Raw genomic sequence first — 18,755 nt, forward strand, 5'->3', positions numbered from 1 at the left:
CCGCTTCATCCACCCCCCTCGGAAGGTCCCCCGTGAACGACCAGCGCAGCGCCGCCGCCGAACCGGCCGCCGCGGCCGTCGCCGTACCCGAAGCGGTGACGGCCCTCGACGGCGCCGGCCCGGCCCCCGACCCGCGCGGCGCCGACGCGCCCACCGGGGGGAGCCGGGCCGCCCGGCGGGCGGCGCTGGCGCCGATCGCGCTGGTCGTCGCGGGCGGGCTGTCCGTCCAGTTCGGCTCGGCCGTCGCGGCGCTGCTGATGCCCAAGGCGGGCGCGCTGGGCGTCGTCACCCTGCGGCTGGTGGCCGCCGCGCTGATCCTGCTGGTGGTCTGCCGCCCGAAGGTGCGCGGGCACTCGCGGGCCGACTGGGGCACGGTGCTCGCCTTCGGCGTCGCGATGGGCGGCATGAACACCCTCTTCTACCTGGCGCTGGACCGTATCCCGCTCGGCATCGCCGTCACCCTGGAGGTGCTCGGCCCGCTCGCCCTGTCGGTGTTCGCCTCCCGCCGCCTGATCAACGTCGTCTGGGCGGGGCTCGCCCTCGTCGGCGTCGTCCTGCTCGGGGGCGGGGGCTTCGACCGCCTCGACCCGGTCGGCGCGGCGTTCGCGCTGGGGGCCGGGGCGATGTGGGCGGCGTACATCGTGTTCAGCGCCCGCACCGGGCGCCGCTTCCCGCAGGCGGACGGGCTGGCGCTGGCGATGGTGGTCGCGGCGGTCCTCTCGCTGCCGCTCGGCGTCATGGAGTCCGGGGCGAAGCTCACGGTCCCCTCCACCGTGGCGCTCGGCGCGGCGGTGGCGGTCCTCAGCTCGGTCCTCCCGTACACGCTGGAGCTGATGGCCCTGCGCCGGCTGCCCGCGCCCACGTTCGCCGTGATGATGAGCCTGGAGCCGGCCATCGCCGCCGGGGCCGGTTTCCTGATCCTGGACCAGGCCCTCTCCACGACGGACGCCCTCGCCATCGCCCTCGTCATCGGGGCCAGCATCGGTGCGGTGCGCAGCCGGTCGGGCCGCACGCGACGCGAGGCGTGAGGGGCCCGGCCGGATGCGGGGACAGCTCGCGAAGGCCGCCGCTATAGGCTCCGCCGCATGAAGACGGACGCATACCGCGGATGGGACTCGGAAACGAGGTTCCGGTACCTGTTGGACGATCTGATGCCGCTCGACCTCGGCGGCTGGCGGCTGCCGGAGATACGGGCCGCGCTCTCCACGCTGGGGTGGGAGATCCAGCCCGTGAACCCCGCGAACCCGCCGGACCTGGCGCGGAGGGACCGGCCGGAGGTGGCGTGGGAGCTGGGCTGGCACCCCCGGGGCCCCCGCCAGGGCGTCGGCGTGCTGACCGTGGCGGCCGAGGACCCGGAGCAGGTGCTGGGGCTGGAGATCAACGTCTCGTACGGCATCGCGTACGACGACGACCACGCCCACGAGCTGCACTTCGCGCAGACCGCCCGCGAGGTCGCCGAGGAGGTTCTCGGCGGGCCGCCCACCCGGCTGTCGGGTCCGGGCCCCCGAGCGGTGTGGCACCGGCCGGGAACCAGTGTCGCCGTCACGCTGGACGAGGGCTGCGTGGTCCTCCAACTGCTCTGCACCGACCAGGGCGCCGAGTTCCGCCGGGGCCACCCGGACCTGTGGCGCGCCTCGGCCCGCGCGGACCTCTCCGGGCCGGAGCCCTCGCAGCCGGTACGGGACTGGGAGGAGTTCCAGGAGCGGCTGGGCGCGGCCCTGGCGGTACTCTGCGCCGAGGTGAACACCTTCCCGGGCGACTTCACCCTCCGCTTCTCCTCCGTCCGCGACCCGCTCCGCTCCATCGCCGCCGTCGGCGTGGCCTGGGACAACGTCCTCCGTCTGCAGGCCCCCGCCGAACGTGCGGGCCTCCCCGGCGCCGACCGGCTGACCGCTTCCGGCTGGCGGCACGACGACGGACTGCGGCAGCACCTGGTCCTCGACGCCCTGGCCATGGGCGACCGGTCCCGCGACCCGGCCCGCGAGGCGGCGGCCCTCCTGGTGGACGCCCTCCGTGCCCTGGAGGTGGACCTCGCCGACCTGGTGTACTCCGGCGAGGTGGCCGTACCCAAGGGCGCGCACCACCTGGAGTTGCCGTACCTCGGTGTCCCGCGCGCGGTTCAGGAGCCGGAAGGGGCTGCGGAGGCGGGGGCGTCGGCGTAGGGCGGGCGGGACACGGGCCTCACCACCCGCACGGCGGTCCCAGCTCCGTGATCGAGTCCGCCAGTTCGGCCGGACGCTCCGGCCACCCCGTCCGGTGCCAGTGCTCGATGCGCCAGGACAGCCGCCGGGGCCACAGCGGGGTGGCGGGCAGCTCCTCCACGGGCACCCAGACCGGGACGCCGCCGTAGGTGTCCAGCGTCTCCGGCGGGCCGACCTCGCCCGTGGCGGCCACGAGGAAGTAGTGCTCGTGCCGGCCGTCCTTCCAGACCCGCGCGATCTCGGGCCCCACGGTCCCGGCGAGCCCGGTCTCCTCGTCCAGCTCGCGCACCACCGCCGTCTCCGGCGTCTCGCCCTCCTCGACCCCGCCGCCCGGGATCTCGTAGTGCGATGCGCCGTCCTCCTCGGTGAAGCGGATCAGCAGGACGGCCCCGTTCCGGATGACGACCGCCCCGGCCCGCACCCGTACCGGCGGCGCCGCCGAGGGATCGGCCAGGGCCACCGCACCCCGCGGGGCCGCCCCCTCCGCCCAGGCGCGCAGGACCGCCTCCGCCGTTCCGGCCGGGCGGATGCGGGCGTGCAGGGCCTCCTCCAGGGACAGGGCGACGCGCGGTGCGCCGGGGGCCCCGGGTCCGTCGTCGGGGAAGGCGTGGTACGCGCCTTCGGCGTCGTGGCGGAGCTCCAGGACCAGCTTGTCCGCGTCGAAGAGGACGGCCGCCGAGGTCGGCGGGCGGGTTTCGGGAGTCATCGACGGAGGCTAACGCGGACCGCCGTCCCACCGCCGCCGGAATGCCCCGGTCCGCACTCCACGGCCGCCGCGGGGTTCCTCCTCCTGGACCAGGCCCTGTCCACCATGGACGCCCTCGCCGCCGCCCTGGCCGTCGGGGCGAGCATCGGCGCGGTGCGCGGCCGGCCGGGGGGTGCGGCGCGAGAAGCGAGGGGCCCGGCGCCGGCTCCGCGCGGCCCGTCCCGGCTGGCGGGCTCCGGCCCGTCCCGCGTGGTGCGGGCCCCGGCCCCGTGGGGCGCTGCCCCCGCCCGGCCGGGTGCGGATGGGAGGCGGTCGGCCGGAATGCCGCCGTCCGCTCCGCGCCTTCGGGCAGACTCCGATGGTCGCCCACCCGTCGATCAGAAGGACACCGCGATGGCATCGCCCGGCACCGCCCTCCCCCAGTCCGTGGAACGCGAGGACCTGTTGTCCCTGGTCGCGGACCAGCGCACCAACTTCCTCTACACCGTCGCGGACCTCACCGAGGAGCAGGCCCGCATCCGTACGACCGTCAGCGAGCTGACGCTCGGCGGTGTGGTCAAGCACCTCGCGCAGGTGCAGAGCAGTTGGCTGGAAGTGATCGAGGGCAAGGGGCCGGCCGTGGTGGAGTGGTCCGACCTCGACCCGGACGGCAACCGGCTGACCGAGGACGAGACCCTGGCCGGCGCGGTCGAGGCGTTCCGCGCCGCCGCCGAGGCGTTCGACCGCACGGTCCGCGAGGAGGCCGACCTCGACCGTACGGTGACGCTGCCGCGCTACCCGTGGTCGCCGCCGGAGCCGGTCGTCTGGACCGTCCGCCACGTCCTGCTGCACGTCTTCCGCGAGATCGCGCACCACAGCGGCCACGCGGACATCGTGCGGGAGGCGCTGGACGGCGCCAGCACCACGGCCCGGATGGGGGAGGCCGCCTCGCGCCAGGAGTGAGGTGGGCGGGGGCCGGGGGCCGGGGTCCCCGTCCCCGCCCGGCAACTCCCGCCCCGCCCCGGCCCGTTCGCCCCCGCCGCTGCCGGTCATAAAATCATGCAAGCATGCTTGATTGTTTCTCGGCGCGCTGCCATGCTCCTGGACACCACACCCGGTCCCGAGGGGAGCGCACGTGTCCGCTGTCGTAGCCGTGATCGACGATCTGCGCGAGGAGGGCGACGAGCTCGACGCCCTGGTGGGGTCGTTGGACGGACCGGCCTGGCTCGGTCCGACACCCGCCGAGCGGTGGACCGTCGCCCACCAGATCGCCCACCTCAGCTGGACCGACGAGGTGGCGCTGCTGGCGGCCACCGAGCCGGACCGGTTCGCCGACGAGGTGACCAAGGCCCTCGCCGCCCCCGAGGCGTTCGTCGACGAGGCCGCCGACGCCCTGGTCGCCGCCCACGCCCCGGACGCCCTGCTCGCCCGCTGGCGGGAGGGGCGGCAGCGGCTGGAGAAGGTCCTGCGGGAGGCCCCGGACGGCGCCCGGATTCCCTGGTACGGGCCGCCGATGAGCGTCGCCTCCATGGCCACCGCGCGGCTCATGGAGACCTGGGCGCACGGCCAGGACGTCGCGGACGCCCTCGGTGCGACCCGGACCCCCACCGCCCGGCTGCGCCATGTGGCGCGGATCGGCGTACGGGCCCGGAACTACGCCTACGCGGTACGCGGGATCACCGCCCCCGAGGAGGAGTTCCGCGTCGAACTCCACGCCCCCGGCGGCGAGACGATCGCGTACGGGCCGCCGGACGCCGCCCAGCGGATCACCGGCCCGCTCCTCGACTTCTGCCTCCTGGTCACCCAGCGCGCCCACCGCTCCGACCTCGCGGTCACCGCCGAGGGCCGCGACGCCGAACAGTGGCTCGGCATCGCCCAGGCGTTCGCCGGGCCGCCCGGACCCGGCCGGCCGCCCCGCGCCGAACAGGACGGCCGCCGGTGAACGCCGCCCCCGGCCCCGCCCCCCTCCGCATCGGCAACGCCTCCGGCTTCTACGGCGACCGCTTCGACGCCCTGCGCGAGATGCTCACCGCGGGCCCCCTCGACGTCCTCACCGGCGACTACCTGGCCGAGCTGACCATGCTCATCCTCGGCCGCAGCCGCCTCAAGGACCCGCGGAAGGGCTACGCGACCACCTTCCTGCGCCAGTTGGAGGACGGACTCGGCCTCGCCCACGAACGCGGGGTGAAGATCGTCGCCAACGCCGGCGGTCTCAACCCGGCCGGCCTCGCCGACGCGATACGGGAGTTGGCCGACAAGGTCGGCGTGCCGGTCCGCGTCGCCCACGTCGAGGGCGACGCCCTGCCCGTCCCGGACGGGTTCCTCACCGCCAACGCCTACCTCGGCGGCTCCGGGATCACCGCCTGCCTGCGGGCCGGGGCCGATGTCGTCGTCACCGGGCGGGTCACCGACGCGGCCCTGGTCACCGGGCCCGCCGCCGCCCACTTCGGCTGGGGCCCCGCCGACCTGGACGCGCTGGCGGGGGCCGTCGTCGCCGGCCACGTCCTGGAATGCGGCACCCAGGCGACCGGCGGGAACTACGCGTTCTTCCGCGAGCACGACCCCGGCCTCCTGCGCCGCCCCGGCTTCCCGCTCGCCGAGATCCACGCCGACGGCTCGTCCGTCATCACCAAGCACGACGGGACCGGCGGGGTCGTCGACATCGGCACCGTCACCGCCCAACTCCTGTACGAGACCGGGGGAGCGCGGTACGCGGGCCCCGACGTCACCGCCCGCCTCGACACCGTGCGGCTCAGCCAGGACGGGCCGGACCGGGTCCGGATCGACGGCGTACGCGGCGAGGCCCCGCCGCCCACCCTCAAGGCCGGACTCACCCGGCTCGGCGGCTGGCGCAACGAGGTCGTCTTCGTCCTCACCGGACTCGACGTCGAAGCCAAGTCCCGTCTCGTGCAGGACCAGTTCGCCGACGCCCTGGAGCGCGGCGGGGCCCGCCCGCCCGCCGAGGTGCGCTGGGAGCTGGCCCGCACCGACCACCCCGACGCCGACACCGAGGAGCGGGCCAGCGCGCTGCTCCGGCTCGTCGTCCGCGACCAGGACGCCGAGGCGGTCGGCCGCGCGGTCTCCGGGGCCGCCGTGGAGCTGGCCCTCGGCAGCTACCCCGGCTTCCACGTCACCGCCCCGCCCGGAAAGGGGTCGCCCTACGGGGTGTTCGAGGCGATCCACGTACCGGCGGGCGACGTCCGGCACACCGCCGTGCTCCCGGACGGCACCCGGACGGTCATCGAGCCCCCGTACCGCACAAGGGAGTTGGAATCGGTCGAGACGCCGGAGCTGCCCGAGCCGTACCCCGCGACCGCCACCGGCAGCGCGCCCCTCGGGCTGATCGCGGGGGCCCGCAGCGGCGACAAGGGCGGCGACGCCAACGTGGGCGTATGGGTGCGCGACGACGACGCCTGGCGGTGGCTCGCCCACGAACTGACCGTGGACCGGTTCAAGGAACTCCTGCCGGAAACAGCCGGGTTGGGAGTTGTCCGCACCGTCCTGCCGAATCTGCGCGCCCTGAACTTCACCGTCCACGGTCTCCTGGGCGAGGGCGTCGCCGCCCAGGCCCGGTTCGACCCGCAGGCCAAGGCGCTGGGGGAGTGGCTGCGGTCCCGCCGCCTGCCCGTCCCCGTACCGCTGCTGGCGGACGTCCCCCACCCGGAGGTGACCGCATGACCGTCCTGCCCACCGCGCTCGACGCCCACGGCCCCGAGTACGCGGCCAACCGCGCCGCCATGCTCGCGAAACTGGCCGAGCTGGAGGACGCGCACGCCAAGGCGCTCGCCGGCGGCGGCGAGAAGTACGTGACCCGCCACCGCAAGCGCGGCAAGCTCCCGGCCCGCGAGCGGATCGAGCTGCTGGTCGACCCGGACACCCCGTTCCTGGAGCTGTCGCCGCTCGCCGCCTGGGGCAGCGAATACGCCGTCGGCGCGTCGCTCGTCACCGGCATCGGGGTGATCGAGGGCGTCGAGTGCCTGATCACCGCCAACGACCCGACCGTACGCGGCGGGGCGTCGAACCCCTGGACGCTGAAGAAGGCCCTGCGCGCCAACGAGATCGCCTTCGCCAACCGGCTGCCCTGCGTCAGCCTCGTGGAGTCCGGCGGGGCCGATCTTCCTTCCCAGAAGGAGATCTTCATCCCGGGCGGGGCCCTGTTCCGCGACATCACCCGCCTCTCCGCCGCCGGAATCCCCACCGTGGCCGTCGTGTTCGGCAACTCCACCGCCGGAGGCGCGTACGTTCCCGGCATGTCCGACCACGCCGTGATGATCAAGGAGCGGTCCAAGGTCTTCCTCGGCGGCCCGCCCCTGGTGAAGATGGCGACCGGCGAGGAGAGCGACGACGAGTCCCTCGGCGGGGCCGAGATGCACGCCCGCACCTCCGGGCTCGCCGACCACTTCGCCGTCGACGAGCACGACGCGATCCGGCAGGCCCGCCGCATCGTCGCCCGTCTCAACTGGCGCAAGGCGCACGCCGATCCGGGCCCGGCCGAGCCGCCGAGGTACGACGAGGACGAACTCCTCGGCATCGTCCCCGGCGACCTGAAGGCCCCGTTCGACCCGCGTGAGGTCATCGCCCGGCTGGTCGACGGCTCCGACTTCGACGCCTTCAAACCGCTCTACGGGACGAGCCTGGTGACGGGGTGGGCGCGGCTGCACGGCTACCCGGTCGGCATCCTCGCCAACGCGCAGGGGGTGCTGTTCAGCGAGGAGTCGCAGAAGGCCGCCCAGTTCATCCAGCTCGCCAACCAGCGCGACGTCCCGCTGGTCTTCCTCCACAACACCACCGGCTACATGGTCGGCAAGGAGTACGAGCAGGGCGGCATCATCAAACACGGCGCGATGATGATCAACGCGGTCGCCAACTCGAAGGTCCCGCACCTCTCGGTCCTCATGGGAGCCTCGTACGGGGCCGGGCACTACGGCATGTGCGGCCGCGCCTACGACCCCCGCTTCCTCTTCGCCTGGCCGAGCAGCAAGTCCGCCGTCATGGGACCGCAGCAGCTCGCGGGCGTCCTCTCCATCGTCGCCCGCGCCTCGGCCGCCGCGAAGGGGCAGCCCTACGACGACGAGGCCGACGCAGGGCTGCGCGCCATGGTGGAGCAGCAGATCGAGGCGGAGTCCCTGCCGATGTTCCTGTCGGGCCGGCTCTACGACGACGGGGTCATCGACCCCCGCGACACCCGGACCGTCCTCGGGATGTGCCTGTCCGCGATCCACACCGCACCGGTCGAGGGCGCCCGCGGCGGCTTCGGCGTCTTCCGGATGTGACCCGCCATGAGGACCCTGCCGGACGTGACCCGCACATGAGGAGAGACGTGATCCACTCCCTGCTCGTCGCCAACCGGGGCGAGATCGCCTGCCGGATCTTCCGCACCTGCCGCGACCTGGGCATCACCACCGTCGCCGTGTACTCCGACGCGGACGCCGGCGCCCTGCACGTACGGGAGGCGGACCTCGCCGTCCGCCTGCCGGGCGCGGCCCCCGCCGACACCTACCTCCGCGGCGACCTCGTCGTCGCCGCCGCACGGGCCGCCGGGGCGGACGCCGTCCATCCCGGCTACGGCTTCCTCTCCGAGAACGCCGCCTTCGCCGCCGCCGTCCAGGAGGCGGGGCTGGTGTGGGTGGGCCCGCCGGTGAAGGCCATCGAGCTGATGGCGTCCAAGACCCGGGCGAAGGAGCTGATGGCCGGGGCCGGGGTTCCGCTGCTGGCCCCCGTCGACCCGGCGACGGCCGGGGAGGGGGACCTCCCGCTGCTGCTCAAGGCGGCGGCGGGCGGCGGCGGACGCGGCATGCGCATCGTCCGCGAACTCAGCTCGCTGCCCGGCGAGTTGCTGGCGGCCTCCGCCGAGGCGGCGTCGGCGTTCGGCGACGGCGAGGTCTTCGCCGAGCCGTACGTGGAACGCGGTCGGCACGTCGAGGTCCAGGTGATGGCGGACGCGCACGACACCGTCTGGGCGCTCGGCACCCGCGACTGCTCCCTCCAGCGCCGCCACCAGAAGGTCGTCGAGGAGGCCCCCGCGCCCGGTCTCGACGACGAGCTGCGCGAGCGGCTCCACGAGGCGGCGGTCGCGGCGGCGCGCGCGGTCGACTACCGGGGCGCGGGCACCGTCGAGTTCCTGGTCTCCGCCGAGGGCCGCCCGTACTTCCTGGAGATGAACACCCGCCTCCAGGTCGAACACCCGGTGACGGAGGCCGTGTTCGGGCTCGACCTGGTCGCCCTGCAACTGCGCGTGGCGGAGGGAGCCCCCCTGCCGAGCCCCGCGCCTCCGCAGCCGTCCGGCCACGCCGTGGAGGCCCGGCTCTACGCCGAGGACCCCGCCCGCGACTGGCAGCCGCAGACCGGCACGCTCCTCGCGCTGGAGGTGCCGGACGCGCCGGGGCTGCGCCTGGACGCCGGGTACACCGGCGGCGACACCATCGGCGTGCACTACGACCCGATGCTCGCCAAGGTGATCGCCCACGCCCCGACCCGCCCCGAGGCCGTCCGGCTGCTGGCCCGCGCGCTGGAGCGGGCCCGCGTCCACGGCCCCGTCACCAACCGCGACCTGCTCGTCCGCTCGCTGCGCCACCCGGACTTCGCGGCGGCGCGGCTGGACACCGGCTTCTACGACCGGCACCTGGCCGACCTGACCGCCCCCGGGCCCGGCGACCCCGCCACCGCGGCCCTCGCCGCCGCCCTCGCGGAGGCCGTACGCCCGGCAACCGGAAGCCGAGTTCCCGCCGGAAGCCGTGCCGAGGCCGCCGGCCCGCCCCCGGCCCGCTTCGGGGCCTGGCGGAACGTGCCCTCGGGCCCGCAGCTCAAGCGGTACCGCGGCGAGCCCGACGGGACCGAGTACGAGATCGCCTACCGCACCCCGCGCACCGGCGCCCCCGAACCGCACGAGGCCCCCGGCGTCCGCGTCCTGGTCGCGGCCCCCGACCGCGTCACCCTCGACGTGGACGGCGTCACCCGGCACTTCACGGTCACCGCCGACGCGGGCGGGGACGCGGGCCTCGGCGGCGGCGGCCGGGTCTACGTGGACGCCGCCGAGGCCTCGTACACGTTCACCGCCCTGCCCCGCTTCACCGACCCCGCCGCGCACACCGCACCCGGCTCCCTGCTCGCCCCGATGCCCGGCACCGTCGTCCGCGTCGCCGAGGGGCTGGCCGCCGGGGCGACCGTCGAGGCCGGGCAGCCGCTGATCTGGCTGGAGGCGATGAAGATGGAGCACCGCATCCTCGCACCCGCCTCCGGCACCCTCACCGCCCTGCACGCCGTACCCGGCCACCAGGTCGAGGTCGGCGCGCTCCTCGCCGTGGTCCAGGAGGACCCGGCCCCCGCTTCCGCACCGGAGGAGACCGCATGAGCACCGCACGCACCGTCCTCGAAACCGAAGAGCACCAGGCCCTGCGCGCCGCCGTCGCCGCCCTCGGCAAGCGGTACGGGCGCGAGTACATGACCACCGTCGTCCGCGAGGGCCGCCACACCGACGAGTTGTGGGCGGAGGCCGCCAAGCTCGGTTACCTCGGGGTCAACCTCCCCGAGGAGTACGGCGGCGGGGGCGGCGGCATGGCCGAACTCTCGATCGTGCTGGAGGAGTTGGGCGCAGCCGGATCGCCGCTCCTCATGATGATCGTCTCCCCGGCGATCTGCGCCACGGTCATCGCCCGCTTCGGCACCGAGGAGCAGAAGCGGACCTGGCTGCCGGGCCTCGCGGACGGCAGCCTCACCATGGCCTTCGGCATCACCGAACCGGACGCCGGCTCCAACTCCCACCGCATCACCACCACCGCCCGCCGCGACGGCGACGACTGGCTGCTCACCGGCCGCAAGGTCTTCGTCTCCGGCGTCGACATAGCCGACGCCACCCTGATCGTCGGCCGCACCGAGGACGCCCGCTCCGGGAAGCTGAAGCCCTGCCTGTTCATCGTCCCGCGCGACGCCGAGGGCTTCGGCCGCAACCAGATCGACATGGAGCTCCAGGCCCCGGAGAAGCAGTTCGAGCTGGTGCTCGACGACGTACGGCTGCCGGCCGACGCCCTGGTCGGCGACGAGGACGCCGGGCTCCTGCAGCTCTTCGCCGGACTGAACCCCGAGCGGATCATGACGGCCGCCTTCGGCATCGGCATGGGCCGCTTCGCGCTGGCCCAGGCCGTCGAGTACGCCCGTACCCGCCAGGTGTGGAAGGCGCCGATCGGCTCCCACCAGGCCATCGCGCACCCGCTCGCCACCGCCCACATCGAGCTGGAGCTGGCGCGCCTGATGATGCAGAAGGCGGCCCGGCTGTACGACGAGGGCGACGACATCGGAGCGGGCGAGGCGGCCAACATGGCGAAGTACGCGGCGGGCGAGGCGTGCGTGAAGGCGGTCGACCAGGCGGTCCACACCCTCGGCGGCAACGGCCTGACCAGGGAGTACGGCCTCGCCTCCCTGATCACCGCCTCCCGGGTGGCCCGGATCGCCCCGGTCAGCCGCGAGATGATCCTCAACTACGTCTCGCACCAGTCGCTCGGCCTGCCGAAGTCGTACTGAGCCCCCGCCCCACCTCGAACCGCTCGCGTCCGACCCCTCCCCATCCCTCCCCCACAGGGGTGATTCTGACCTTCCGCACTCCACACCCGCACGGCGTCCCGCGCCGCCACCCGGGCGGCGCGGGCCACCGCGACGACAGGGGACCGCCATGGTGTTCCGCAGCGAGTACACAGAGGTACCGGCCCTCGACACGCCCATCCACGAAGCGGTCCTCGGCGGGGCCGCCGAGTTCGGTGACACCGCCGCCCTGATCGACGGGGTGAACGGCATGTCCCTCACCTACGCCCAACTCGACGGCTTCCACCGGCGGATCGCCGCCGCGCTCGCCGAGGCCGGGCTCGGAAAGGGCGACGTCCTCGCCCTGCACAGCCCCAACACCATCGCCTACCCGGCCGTGTTCTACGGGGCGACCCGCGCCGGGGCCTCCGTCACCACGGTCCACCCGCTGGCCACACCCGAGGAGTTCGCCAAACAGCTCACGGACAGCGGGGCCCGGTGGATCGTGACCGTCTCCCCGCTCCTGCCGACCGCCCGTCGCGCGGCCGAACTCGCGGGCGGCGTACGGGAGATCTACGTCTGCGACCAGGCGGAGGGACACACCTCCGTCCTGGACATGCTGTCCTCCACCGCCCCCGAACCGGAGGTCGCCATCGACCCCGGCGAGGACGTCGCCGCCCTCCCCTACAGCTCCGGCACGACGGGCGCTCCCAAGGGTGTGATGCTGACGCACCGGTCGATCGCGACCAACCTGGAGCAGCTGAGACCGTTCATCCCCATGGGCGAGGGCGACCGCATCCTGGCGGTCCTCCCCTTCTTCCACATCTACGGCCTCACCGCGCTCATGAACGCCCCGCTGCGCTGCGGCGCGACGGTCGTCGTGCTGCCCCGCTTCGACCTGGCGCAGTTCCTGGAGGCCATCCAGACGCACCGGATCTCCGGCCTGTACGTGGCCCCGCCGATCGTGCTGGCGCTGGCGAAGCACCCGCTGGTGGGGGAGTACGACCTCTCCTCGCTCCGGTACATCGTCTCCGCCGCCGCCCCGCTCGACGCCGAGCTGGCCGCCGCCTGTTCGGCCCGGCTCGGCCTGCCGCCGGTGCGGCAGGCGTACGGGATGACGGAGCTGTCGCCGGGCACGCACGTGGTGCCGCTCTCCGTCGAACAGCCCCCGCCCGGCACCGTCGGCAAGCTGCTGCCCAACACCGAGATGCGGATCGTGTCGCTGGAGGACCCGGCGAAGGACGCGGAGCCCGGAGCGGACGGCGAGATCCTGATCCGGGGCCCGCAGGTGATGAAGGGCTACCTGAACCGCCCCGACGCCACCGCCGCCATGGTCGACGCGGACGGCTGGGTTCACACGGGCGACGTCGGGCGGGTCGACGAGGACGGCTGGCTGTACGTCGTCGACCGGGTCAAGGAGCTGATCAAGTACAAGGGGTACCAGGTCGCGCCCGCCGAGCTGGAGGCCCTGCTGCTGACCCACGAGCAGGTCGCGGACGCGGCGGTGATCGGGGTGTACGACGCGGAGGGCAACGAGGTCCCGAAGGCGTTCCTGGTCCGGGCCCCGGGCGCGGACGGACTGAGCGAGGACGACGTCATGGCGTACGTCGCCGAACGCGTCTCCCCGTACAAGAAGGTGCGGCGGGCCGAATTCATCGAGGCGGTGCCCCGGGCCGCCTCCGGCAAGATCCTCCGGCGCGAACTGCGCGACCGGGAGAAGACGGAGGAACCGTGACGCTGATCGTACGTACGGGAGAGCGGGGCATCGCCACCCTGACGCTGGACTCCCCGGCCAACCGCAACGCGCTCTCGGCGGAGCTGGTCGGCGCGTTGCGGGAGGCGCTGGCGGCCTGCGCGGCGGACGACACCGTACGGGCGGTGCTGCTCACCCACACCGGCACGACGTTCTGCGCCGGGGCGGACCTGACGGCCCCGCCGGACCCGGAGGCGTTCGTCGGCCTGATGCGGGAGATCGTGGCGCTGCCGAAACCGGTGGTGGCCCGGGTGGACGGCCACGTCCGCGCGGGCGGCCTCGGCCTGCTGGCGGCCTGCGACATCGCGGTGGCGGGCGGGGCGTCGTCGTTCGCCCTGACGGAATCGCGCCTGGGCCTGGCCCCGGCGGTGATCTCCCTGACGCTGCTCCCGCGGCTGGACCATACGGCCGCGCACCGCTACTACCTCACCGGCGAACGGTTCGACGCGGCGGAGGCGGCCAGGATCTCGCTGATCACCGAGTCCGCCGAGTCCGCCGAGGGCGTGGACAAGGCGCTCGTCCCCATCCTGGACGGGCTGCGGCGGGCCTCCCCGCAGGGGCTGGCCGCATCGAAGGAGCTGGTCACGGCTACGGTGCTGAGGAGCTTCGACCAGTACGCCGAAGACCTCATCGCCCGCTCAGCAGCGCTGTTCGCCTCCGACGAGGCGAGGGAGGGGATGACGGCCTTCCTCGAACGACGGGATCCGGAATGGGTGCGGTGACTTCCTCCTCCTCCACTCCCAAAGCGGTGCACGCGCCCAAACAGGACCGCAGCCGGGCCACCCGGCAGCGGCTCCTGGAGGCGGCGGTGGCCTGCCTGGCCGAACACGGCTGGGCGGGCTCCACCGTCTCCGTCGTCGCGGAACGGGCCGGCGTCTCGCGCGGCGCGGCCCAGCACCACTTCCCGACCCGGGAGGACCTGTTCACGGGGGCGGTGGAGTACGTCGCCGAGGAGCGGTCCGCCGCCCTGCGCGCCCTCCCCGTCCAGGGCCGCGCCGAGGTGGTCGCCGCCCTGGTCGACCTCTACACGGGCCCGCTGTTCCGGGCGGCGCTCCAGCTCTGGGTGGCCGCCTCCAACGAGGCCCAGCTCCGGCCGCGCGTCACGGAGCTGGAGGCGCGGGTGGGCCGCGAGACCCACCGGATCGCCGTCGAACTCCTGGGCGCGGACGAGTCCCGCCCCGGCGCCCGCGAAACGGTCCAGGGCCTCCTGGACATGGCCCGCGGCCTCGGCCTGGCCAACCTCCTCACCGACGACACGGCCCGCCGGGCCCGGGTGGTGGCCCAGTGGGCGGCACTGGTGGAGGAGGGGCTGGGGTGAGACGCGCTCCGGCGCCGGGCGGGGCGGGGCGGCCGGTACGCACGCGGGCCGGAAGCCCTACAGGTCCCGGGCGGCCGGTACGCACGCGGGCCGGAAGTCCTACGCGTCCCGGGCGGCCGGTACGCACGTGGGCCGGAAGTCCTACGCGTCCCGGGCGGCTGCGCCTTCGGCGTCCGCGTCCGGTACAGGCGTCCCCTGGTGGTAGTACAACCGCCAGGAGCCTTCACCCTCCCCGCGACGCCACAGCGAACTCCGCCGGGAACGCGCCCCGCCGATGACGCACTCGTACGTGAGGTGCACCAGCCCGGGCCCCAGCACCACCCCGGTCATCCCCGAGGGCTCGAAGCGGGGCCCGCCCCCCTCCCCGCCGTCCAGCTCGGGAAGCGCGGCGAGCATCTCCTCGTACGTCCACCGCCTCCCGGAAGCGCCGACCTCCACGAACTCCGGATCGAGCAGCGCCTCGGCGGCCGCCCGGGAGAGGCGCACGGCGGGGTCGAGGAGCCGCAGCTCACCCTGGATGGCGGCGTTCACGTCTGCGGTGTCCTGACTCATCCGTTCATGATCACCGATGAAGCCCCGGCAGCGCGCCTCGATATCGGGGAGGATTCACCCTCCCTCGGGGCGGCGATAGGTGGTGATCAGCACCCCGGACGGCGTCGCCCGGGTGCCGGTGAGCGTCAGGCGGCGGGGGTCTACGCCTTCGGTGAAGAGCCGCTTGCCGCTGCCGAGGAGGAGGGGGAAGACCAGGAGCCGGTACTCGTCGACGAGGTCGTGCTCGATCAGCGACGCAAGCAGCCCCCCGCTCCCCAGCACCACCGTCTCGCGCGCGGAGGCACCCTTGATCCGGCGGACCTCCGCCGGCAGATCGGGGCCGAGGAGGGCGGAGTTCGCCCAGCGGAGCCCGTCGTTCCCCAGCGTGCGGGAAGCAACGTACTTGGGCATCGCGTTCATCGCGGCCACCGCCGGGTCGCTCCGGTCGGCGTAGGGCCAGGTGGCGGCGAAGATCTCGTACGTCCTGCGCCCCAGGAGCAGGGCACCGGCGCCGGTGGTGGCGTCGCTCATGAACCGTTCGACCGTCGCGTCGACGTAGGGCAGCACCCACCCGCCTTGGTCGAAACCACCGTCCCGGTCCTCGTCGGCGGAGAGGACCGACTGCATGACGCCGTCGAGCGACACGAAGTTGACCACGGTCAGCTGTCCCATGTGCTGCTCCCATTCAATGCGTTTGCCGCTCGGAGACGGACCGTTCACCGAAGTAGCTCACACCGGCCCCGGCCGCCCTGCCCACGTCACTGGTCACTTCGTTCTCGCGCTGTCCGTTTTCCCCAGACTGTCACGCGGGGGCAGGGCGCCGGACGGGACCACCCGGGTGGACGAGCGCGGTGACCCCGGAGAGGGGAACAGCCGGGCGGGGTGAGGACCCCCCAGCGCTCGTCGGCGCGGAAGGTTGAAACGCCGTGCTCCGAGGGGCCACCCTGGCACGCGAGGGGACGACGAGTCCAGGGCGAGGGAATCGTCGGTCTCATCGGGGGAACCCCGGCGTGCGCGGGGACCACTCGCTGGGCTTGGCCCCGGCGACCAGGCGCAGGGGAACACCTCCGCACGCGGGGGCCACTGCTCGCCTGTCACGTCGGTGCACGGCTTGCCGGGAACACCCCCGCACGCGCGGGGACCACGGGATGCCGGTGATCCGAGGGATCGCGGGGTCGGGAACACCCCCGCACGCGCGGGGACCACTGACCCGCACGGTCCCCTGGGGCGGCGGAGAGGGAACACCCCCGCACGCGCGGGGACCACGGCATATGCCGATCCGAGTTGCGTCTCCGGACCGGGAACACCCCCGCACGCGCGGGGACCACAGTTCGTGACCTGCGGGTTTAGGCGACGGGGAGGCCGTTTTTACTTACTTCTTGAGAAACCGACATACCTGGCCTCTCGTTACAAAGCGTTCGCGAATGTGGTTCGGTCGGTGTCATTCTGGCTGCTGCCGGTCTGGTCGGTTTGGCTTCGGCGTAAGAGGCGGGCTCCGCGTCCCAGAAGCGTGGTTCTGGGCGTGCGTTGTGGGCATCTGACCTGCCCCCAGGGGCAGGTTGGTCTGCCGAGGTAGGGGTTCACACAGGTTTGAGGAGGGTGCGGAGATTGGTCATGTGGGCTTTGACGGCGGCGATTTCGGTGGGGGTGGGTGTGGTTTCGCTGGTTCCGGTGTGGTTGTGGTGGCAGGGGCGACAGAGACCGTCCGGGAGCGCTTCCGGTGGCCCGGGGCGGCCGCACGTCGTGCATTCCATGAGGATGCGGCGGGCCGGTGCGGAGGTGTCGGGCCTGGGCGGGTTGGCTTCCGCTGTGGGGAGGTGGGGCGGCATTTTGTCGGTGAGGCGGTGGCGGAGGAGGCCAGCGGGGGAGTCAATCTGCGCCGGGAGCCCTGCGGTGAGGGCGCTGGTCAGGTAGTCGACGCTCACGCCTCGTGCCAGCCATGCGGTTGCCAGCGGTTCCAGGGTGGCGCAGTCGTCGGCGGAGAGTGCGAGGCGGTGGTCCTCGCGGCCCAGGCGGGCCAGGGCGAGGTAGGCGGGGGAGGGGGCGGCGGGTTCAGGGGTGCTGCGGAACGCCGCCGGGGCGGGTGGCGCGGGGGCAACGCCTCGGGTCCGTGCCGCGTGAACTGCGCTCCGGGTGGGTGCCGCCTGAGCCATGCCGTGCGCGGGCGGTTCAGGTTCGCTGCCCTGGAGTCGATGTGCTTCGGGTGCTTGCTGCGGAGCCCACTCCTGCGGGGTGGTGATTTCAGTAACCTGCTCTGCGGCCGGAGTCTCGGGGAGCGAGGGGGACGGTGGTTCCCCGGCGGGGGCCCACGGCGGCGGCACCGTATCGGAGGAAGGCGTTCCCGGCCCGGTCGGAGCCATGGCCTGTACGGCGTTCTCGGTGGCGAGGTAAGTGTTCCACCACTCGTTGTCGCGCGCGGTGCGGGACCAGAACGTGCGGAAGGCCCACCGCACTTCGTCGCCCGTACCGACCGGGCACCGTACGCGGCGGAGGTGGCCCGCGACGGACAGGGCGTTGAGCGCGGTGGAGACGGCCTGCTGGCCGTAGAGCGGGAGTTGTCGGGCCAGTTGCTTCACGCTCATCGCCGCGCCCTCGGGGAGGTGGTCGACGAAGCCGGCCACATACCGCTCACGGGTCGGAAGCAGGGCGAAGTCGTTGCGCGTGCGGGGCTGTTGGTCCGGCGCGGAGCGCTTGCCGTAACCCGGACTGGCCATCGGGTAGGCGTGTGAGGCTGCTGGAGCGGGCGGGGCAGAGCTAAGGTGCTGAGTAGCCACGGGATCGGCTTTCTGGGTTAACGATCTTGCGGTTAGGCCCCGGCTCGGTGTGCGAAACCGTGTCGGGGTCGTTTGGTTCTCGCACCGTAGACAGTCGTCACGCTGCGCCGCAAGCCGTCACCATTAGTCATACTTGCTGGCCGTGACGGGGTGGGGAGGGTGGGGAGGTTTTCCTTAACCCCCCTTCTTTCCCTACCGGTTAAAGAAGGCGCTCGGGTTTCGGCACTCGTGGCCCGACGCCCGAGTCCCGGAACCCGAGCTTCGGGCCGCAGTCCCAGTTCCCGTACTCCGAACGAGTGGCCCGACCAACACCTGACCCCGAAGCCCGAAGCTCGAAACTCTGATCCCGAAGCTCGGGGCTCACGATCCGAGCTTCGGGAGGCCTACCGTTTGCCTTCGCCCACGGCGTTGCGGAGCCAGTCGAGGCTGTTCTGGGCCAGGAGTTCGTCTGCCAGGCGGTTGGCCGTGGCGGTGATGAGTCTGCGGCGGCTGTTGTCGATCCACCGCTGGGCGTTCTCGTAGCCCTGGGCCTTGTACTCGATGCCCTGGAGCAGGCACTCCAGCTTGTCGGCGTCCCGGGCGCAGACCGCCTCCGGTGACTCCTTCGCCTCGTACTCCGCGACCAGTTCGCGTACCGCCGAGGCCAGCACCTCCGGCATGCCCGCCGTTTGGTCGGCGGTCACCTCCTCGGGGTCGCCTGCGGGCGCGTACTTCTTGCCGAGGTGGTTCACATCCCCGGTCCGGCTCTCCTGGGTGTCGTGCCAGACAGCGAGGTACGCGGCGCGGGCGGGGTCCGCGCCCTCCAGCTTCGCGATGATCGTGGCGATCAGCGCCGTACGCCAGGAGTGCTCGGCCACGCTCTCGGGGTCGCGTACCCCGGCCATCCACCAGCCGGTGCGCCGCGCCTGCTTGAGCGTGCCCGCCTCGTACAGGAAGCGGCCCACCGCGGACAGGTCATCGCTCACGACCCTCTCCTCTC

General features: G+C 73.5%; 16 protein-coding genes and 1 CRISPR repeat array. Of the genes, 11 read left to right on the forward strand and 5 right to left on the reverse strand.

Going from position 1 to position 18,755, the window contains the following annotated elements:
* The first annotated feature begins 32 nt into the window (after positions 1-32).
* Both ACH4K1_RS00810 and ACH4K1_RS00815 read left to right on the forward strand, forming a co-directional pair.
* Positions 33-1,028, forward strand: a complete 996-nt coding sequence (locus ACH4K1_RS00810) for an EamA family transporter (protein ID WP_398085064.1) — start codon at positions 33-35, stop codon at positions 1,026-1,028.
* Positions 1,029-1,085: 57 nt separating this feature from the next.
* Positions 1,086-2,162, forward strand: coding sequence for a hypothetical protein (locus ACH4K1_RS00815; protein ID WP_398085066.1), 1,077 nt, complete (start codon positions 1,086-1,088; stop codon positions 2,160-2,162).
* Positions 2,163-2,181: 19 nt separating this feature from the next.
* Here the strand turns inward: ACH4K1_RS00815 and ACH4K1_RS00820 are convergent, their stop codons facing one another.
* Positions 2,182-2,907, reverse strand: coding sequence for an NUDIX domain-containing protein (locus ACH4K1_RS00820; RefSeq protein WP_398085068.1), 726 nt, complete (start codon positions 2,905-2,907; stop codon positions 2,182-2,184).
* Positions 2,908-3,300: 393 nt separating this feature from the next.
* Here ACH4K1_RS00820 and ACH4K1_RS00825 point away from each other — a divergent pair, with 393 nt between their 5' ends.
* The 9 genes from ACH4K1_RS00825 (at position 3,301) to ACH4K1_RS00865 (ending at position 14,471) form a co-directional block, all read left to right on the forward strand.
* A complete protein-coding gene (locus tag ACH4K1_RS00825) occupies positions 3,301-3,849 on the forward strand; it encodes a DinB family protein (protein WP_398085070.1) in 549 nt (182 codons plus the stop codon).
* Positions 3,850-4,021: 172 nt separating this feature from the next.
* Positions 4,022-4,828, forward strand: a complete 807-nt coding sequence (locus tag ACH4K1_RS00830; protein ID WP_398085073.1) for a TIGR03084 family metal-binding protein — start codon at positions 4,022-4,024, stop codon at positions 4,826-4,828.
* The gene (locus tag ACH4K1_RS00835; RefSeq protein WP_398085075.1) at positions 4,825-6,564 is read left to right on the forward strand and encodes an acyclic terpene utilization AtuA family protein; all 1,740 of its coding nucleotides are present in this window, start codon (positions 4,825-4,827) and stop codon (positions 6,562-6,564) included. Before ACH4K1_RS00830 ends, ACH4K1_RS00835 begins: the two co-directional genes overlap by 4 nt.
* On the forward strand, positions 6,561-8,159 hold the full coding sequence (locus tag ACH4K1_RS00840; RefSeq protein WP_398085077.1) for an acyl-CoA carboxylase subunit beta: 1,599 nt from the start codon (positions 6,561-6,563) through the stop codon (positions 8,157-8,159). Before ACH4K1_RS00835 ends, ACH4K1_RS00840 begins: the two co-directional genes overlap by 4 nt.
* Positions 8,160-8,194: 35 nt before the next feature.
* The gene (locus tag ACH4K1_RS00845) at positions 8,195-10,237 is read left to right on the forward strand and encodes a biotin carboxylase N-terminal domain-containing protein (protein WP_398085080.1); all 2,043 of its coding nucleotides are present in this window, start codon (positions 8,195-8,197) and stop codon (positions 10,235-10,237) included.
* Entirely contained in the window at positions 10,234-11,403 is a 1,170-nt protein-coding gene (locus ACH4K1_RS00850) for an acyl-CoA dehydrogenase family protein (RefSeq protein ID WP_398085083.1), read from the forward strand. Before ACH4K1_RS00845 ends, ACH4K1_RS00850 begins: the two co-directional genes overlap by 4 nt.
* A gap of 148 nt (positions 11,404-11,551) precedes the next feature.
* Entirely contained in the window at positions 11,552-13,135 is a 1,584-nt protein-coding gene (locus tag ACH4K1_RS00855; RefSeq protein ID WP_398085084.1) for a 4-coumarate--CoA ligase family protein, read from the forward strand.
* On the forward strand, positions 13,132-13,875 hold the full coding sequence (locus ACH4K1_RS00860; protein ID WP_398085087.1) for an enoyl-CoA hydratase family protein: 744 nt from the start codon (positions 13,132-13,134) through the stop codon (positions 13,873-13,875). Before ACH4K1_RS00855 ends, ACH4K1_RS00860 begins: the two co-directional genes overlap by 4 nt.
* Positions 13,863-14,471 (forward strand): TetR/AcrR family transcriptional regulator, encoded by a 609-nt coding sequence (locus tag ACH4K1_RS00865; RefSeq protein WP_398085089.1) that lies wholly within the window; start codon positions 13,863-13,865, stop codon positions 14,469-14,471. Before ACH4K1_RS00860 ends, ACH4K1_RS00865 begins: the two co-directional genes overlap by 13 nt.
* A 141-nt stretch (positions 14,472-14,612) precedes the next feature.
* Here ACH4K1_RS00865 and ACH4K1_RS00870 read toward each other — a convergent pair whose 3' ends face one another.
* From ACH4K1_RS00870 to ACH4K1_RS00885, 4 genes are all read right to left on the reverse strand, one after another.
* Positions 14,613-15,023, reverse strand: coding sequence for a DUF4440 domain-containing protein (locus ACH4K1_RS00870; protein ID WP_398085092.1), 411 nt, complete (start codon positions 15,021-15,023; stop codon positions 14,613-14,615).
* Between the two features lie 54 nt (positions 15,024-15,077).
* Positions 15,078-15,674 carry a dihydrofolate reductase family protein gene (locus ACH4K1_RS00875; protein WP_398085095.1) on the reverse strand — a complete coding sequence of 199 codons (597 nt, stop codon included), beginning with the start codon at positions 15,672-15,674 and terminating at the stop codon, positions 15,078-15,080.
* A 326-nt stretch (positions 15,675-16,000) separates the two neighbouring features.
* Positions 16,001-16,330: direct repeats of the CRISPR family, unit length 29 nt; unit sequence GGGAACACCCCCGCACGCGCGGGGACCAC.
* Between the two features lie 252 nt (positions 16,331-16,582).
* A complete protein-coding gene (locus ACH4K1_RS00880; protein ID WP_398085098.1) occupies positions 16,583-17,716 on the reverse strand; it encodes a MarR family transcriptional regulator in 1,134 nt (377 codons plus the stop codon).
* Between the two features lie 443 nt (positions 17,717-18,159).
* Complete coding sequence (locus ACH4K1_RS00885; protein WP_398085101.1) at positions 18,160-18,741, reverse strand: HD family hydrolase; 582 nt, start codon at positions 18,739-18,741, stop codon at positions 18,160-18,162.
* Positions 18,742-18,755 lie beyond the last annotated feature (14 nt).

The sequence above is a fragment of the Streptomyces sp. NPDC017448 genome, assembly GCF_044330565.1.
GTDB lineage: Bacteria > Actinomycetota > Actinomycetes > Streptomycetales > Streptomycetaceae > Streptomyces.